4 protein-coding genes are annotated in these 3573 nt (G+C 62.4%); all 4 read right to left on the bottom strand.

Annotated features, from left to right (window positions below; genetic code table 11):
* Positions 1 to 349 precede the first annotated feature (349 nt).
* Entirely contained in the window at positions 350 to 781 is a 432-nt protein-coding gene (gene aroQ / locus QZL67_RS06670; RefSeq protein WP_022289969.1) for a type II 3-dehydroquinate dehydratase, read from the bottom strand.
* Positions 762 to 2006, bottom strand: a complete 1245-nt coding sequence (locus QZL67_RS06665; RefSeq protein ID WP_022289968.1) for a shikimate kinase — start codon at positions 2004 to 2006, stop codon at positions 762 to 764. The genes aroQ and QZL67_RS06665 overlap by 20 nt, the downstream gene beginning before the upstream one ends.
* A gap of 3 nt (positions 2007 to 2009) precedes the next feature.
* Positions 2010 to 3146: a bifunctional chorismate mutase/prephenate dehydratase gene (locus QZL67_RS06660; RefSeq protein WP_022289967.1), complete on the bottom strand. Its 1137-nt coding sequence runs from the start codon at positions 3144 to 3146 to the stop codon at positions 2010 to 2012.
* The coding region (locus tag QZL67_RS06655; protein WP_292920027.1) for a chorismate synthase at positions 3133 to 3573 on the bottom strand (441 nt) is incomplete at its 5' end. The genes QZL67_RS06655 and QZL67_RS06660, both read right to left, overlap by 14 nt.

Raw genomic sequence — 3573 nt, 5'->3', positions numbered from 1 at the left:
TGGTATGCATTCATCACTATCACCTACATCATGAACGCCAAGATCGGCTTCAACATTCCCTGGGGTGCCTCTTATGCCATCGGCGTTGCTGCCGCTGTTGTGTATGTTGCCATCATCTGCTGGTATGGCAAGAAGCGTTCCAATCGGCTGTCCGCTACTCACTGAGTAGAGAACACAGCATTCTCCCAGCTGTATGAAAAACTCCCCGCCATTTGGCGGGGAGTTTTTTGCGCTTAGAGCTGCTCGGGTGCGCGTCCGGATGGCGCCCCAAGGCAGCACGTTCGGCCCTGCAAAAGGGCACAAAGAAATCCCAGCCTCCGCCTACTAATAGGTGGGGGCGGATGGAAGCTCAGGTATTGCTGCACAGCAGACGCAGTGCCTCCAGATAGCCCGGGAGGCCGTGGCCTTTGATCGTCGCCTTACAGGCGGCACGGATGTAGGAGACATGGCGGAAGTCCTCCCGTCCGTCCGGATCGGAGACGTGGACCTCCACGGTAGGGATGCCCACGGCCTTCACTGCATCCAGCAGGGCCACGCTGGTATGGGTGTAGGCTGCGGGGTTGATGATGATGCCGTCCACATGGTCGAAATAGGCCTGTTGAATGGCATCCACCAGGGCCCCTTCGTGGTTGGACTGGAAAAACGTGACCTCCACGCCCAACCGGTCCGCCTCGGCCCGGATCATGGCCTGAAGATCGGCGTAGGTGGCGCGGCCGTAGATCTCCGGCTGCCGGATGCCCAGCATGTTCATATTGGGACCGTTAATCACCAGAATGTGCACAAAAATCCCTCCAAATTCCGTCTGCCGTGTCCTCCACGGTGCCGGTATTTTCAATCACCACATCCCGGAAGCGCCGGTACAGCGGTTCCCGCTCCGCCCACATGGCGGAAAGGTCCGCGCCCTGGGAGAGGGGGCGTCCATCGGTGGCCAGCTCTCCGATGGGGCGAAGCAGATGGTAGATGCGGCCGTTTTGGTGGAGACTGGGGTAGTTTTCCGCCGTCTTGACCACGCCGCCTCCGGTGAGCAGGATCTTGCCGGAGAGGGCACCGGCTTTTGCGGTCTCCTCCCGTTCCAGCACCCGAAAATCCGCTTCACCGCCCCGGGCGAAGATCTCCGGAATGGAGCAGCCGGCCCGGGCGGCGATCCGCTCATCCAGGTCGATGGCCTCCCGGCCCGTCTTTTGCGCCAGCAGATGACCCACTGTGGTCTTGCCGCAGCCAGGCATGCCGATAAGGACGATGTTTTCCGTCTCCTGCCGCAGCTGAGCGAGGATGCGCTCATTTTCCCCATCTGGAATGGCGGTTCCGAAGAAATGTTCCTCCGCTGCCTTGGCCTGTGCCACCAGCATGGGAAGGCCGTCGGAGCAGGGAATGTCCAGGGCCTCCGCCTGCTGAAGCAGTGCAGTACGGCGGGGATTGTAGATGACGTCCAGCACTCCCCGGCAGGCGGGGAATGCCGTCAGGTCTACCGGCGCAGCACCGTTGACGGGATACATCCCCACCGGTGTGGTATTCACAACGATCTCCGCGTCGGCGTGGCGGGAGAGATTTTCATAGTTGTCCGGTCCGGAGCGGGAGATGACCACTACTTCCCGGGCACCCAGCTGCCGGGCGCAGGCCTGGGCAGTCAGGGAGGCGCCTCCGCTACCCAGGATCACGGCTTTCCGCCCCGCAAAGGAGATGCCTGCCCGCTGTGCCATGTAGCAAAAGCCCGCTGCATCGGTGTTGTAGGCATAGAGCTTGCCGTCGGGACGGCGGACAATGGTGTTGACGCTGCCGATGGCCCGGGCCGCTGCGTCGATCTCGTCGCAGTAAGGCATCACGTCCCGCTTGTAGGGGATGGTGACGTTGAGACCGCCGATGTCCGTCCGGCGGAGGAAGTCCCCCAGAGCGTCCGGTTCCAGCTCAATGAGCCGGTAGTCCGGGCACCCCAGGGCTTGGTGGATGGGGACGGACCAGCTGTGGCCCAGTTTGCGGCCCAGCAGGCCGTAGCATCTGCCGTCCACCGCTTACACCTCGGCGTAGTTGCCCAGGAACTGGAAGTTCTGGCAGCTGCGTTCCAGCTCCTCCAGCATGGGCAGCACGCCGGGTTCCAGCACGGAGGCCTCCAGCTCCAGGAAGAAGATGAACTCGAAGTTCCGGCCGGTCACGGGGCAGGACTCCAGCTTGGTCATGTTGATGCCCAGGGCCGCCAGCTTGGAGAGAATGTCGTACAGGGCACCGGGCTTGTTATCGCAGGCGATGACCAGACTGATGCGGTTGGCACCGGCGTAGATCACCGGGTCCTTGGCAATGCAGATAAAGCGGGTGTAGTTGTTGTCGCTGTCCTGAATGTCATCCCGGACGGTGTCCAGACCATAGAGTTCTGCGCAGGCGTGGGAGGAGATGGCGGCGGCGTGGCGGTCACCCCGCTCGGAGACCATCTTGGCGGCCACGGCGGTGTTGTCGCAGGGAATGACCCGGACGCCGTTGAGGCTCTCCAGGAAGCGGCTGCACTGACCGATGGCCTGTTCGTGAGAGTAGATCTCGGTGATGTCATCCATTTTCACGCCGGGTATGGCCAGCAGCTCATGGCGGATGCACAGCCGGGTGGAGCGGACGATGGAGAGACGGTGGTCCTGCAGCAGTTCATAGACCGCACGGACAGAGCCGTTGGAGCTGTTTTCAATGGGCAGCACGCCGAATTTGCAAAGGCCGGACTCCACCGCGGAGACCACGGCCTCGAAGGTCTTGACATAGACGATGTTGCCCCGGGGCAGCAGACGGTCGCAGGCCATCTGGGAGTTGGCGCCCTCTACGCCCTGGCAGGCCACAAGGCCTGTCTGGGGGAACACCGCGCTGCCGGCCTCCAGAGAGGCCTTGACCTGAGCCTCCACCCGGGTGGGGGCACTGATGAGCTCGGCCTGTCGGGAGCGGGCCAGCTCGAAGAGGGTGGAAAAGAGATGGTAAGCGTAGCGTTCCTTCTCTCCGGACTGTTCCGTCACCCGGGCCAGGACTGCCCGCTCCCGTTCCTTGTTGAGGATGGGCAGATGATGCTCGTTTTTATAGGCGGCCACTTCCTCCGCCAGGGACATGCGCTCCAGGAACAGCTTCAGGAGTTGGTCGTCAACGGTGTCAATTTTTTCTCGAATTTCAGAAAGTTCCATGATGCTCCTCCAATAAAAGATCTAATAAAACCGTCGCGGTGACAGCTTCAGCCACCGGCACGGCCCGATGGGCAATACAGGGATCATGCCGGCCCCGGATGGTCAGCTCCGCATCCTCCATAGCGGAGAGGGAGACGGTGTGCTGGGGCCGGGAGATGGATGGGGTGGGTTTGACGGCCAGACGCAGCGTCAGGGGCATGCCGTTGGTGATGCCGCCCAGGATGCCGCCGGCGTGGTTGGTGGTCGTGACCACGCGGCCGTCGGAGATGGTAAAGGGATCGTTGTTGGCAGAACCGCAGGACCGGGCGGCGGAAAAACCGGCGCCGAACTCCACGCCCTTGACCGCCGGAATCCCGAAAAGGGCCGCTGCCAGGCGGTTCTCCACGCCGTCGAACATGGGCCCGCCCAGTCCGGCAGGAAGCCCGAT

Origin of the sequence: Oscillibacter sp. CAG:155, assembly GCA_000436875.1 — a bacterium.
Taxonomy (GTDB): Bacteria; Bacillota; Clostridia; order Oscillospirales; family Oscillospiraceae; genus Oscillibacter.
The sequence above is the reverse complement of the archived record's forward strand: the minus strand, read 5'-3'. Positions and strand labels throughout refer to the sequence as shown.

Excerpts from the sequence above, each read along its gene's own strand:
- QZL67_RS06660 (WP_022289967.1), bottom strand. The coding sequence starts at position 3,146 with ATGGAACTTTCTGAAATTCGAGAAAAAATTGACACCGTTGACGACCAA.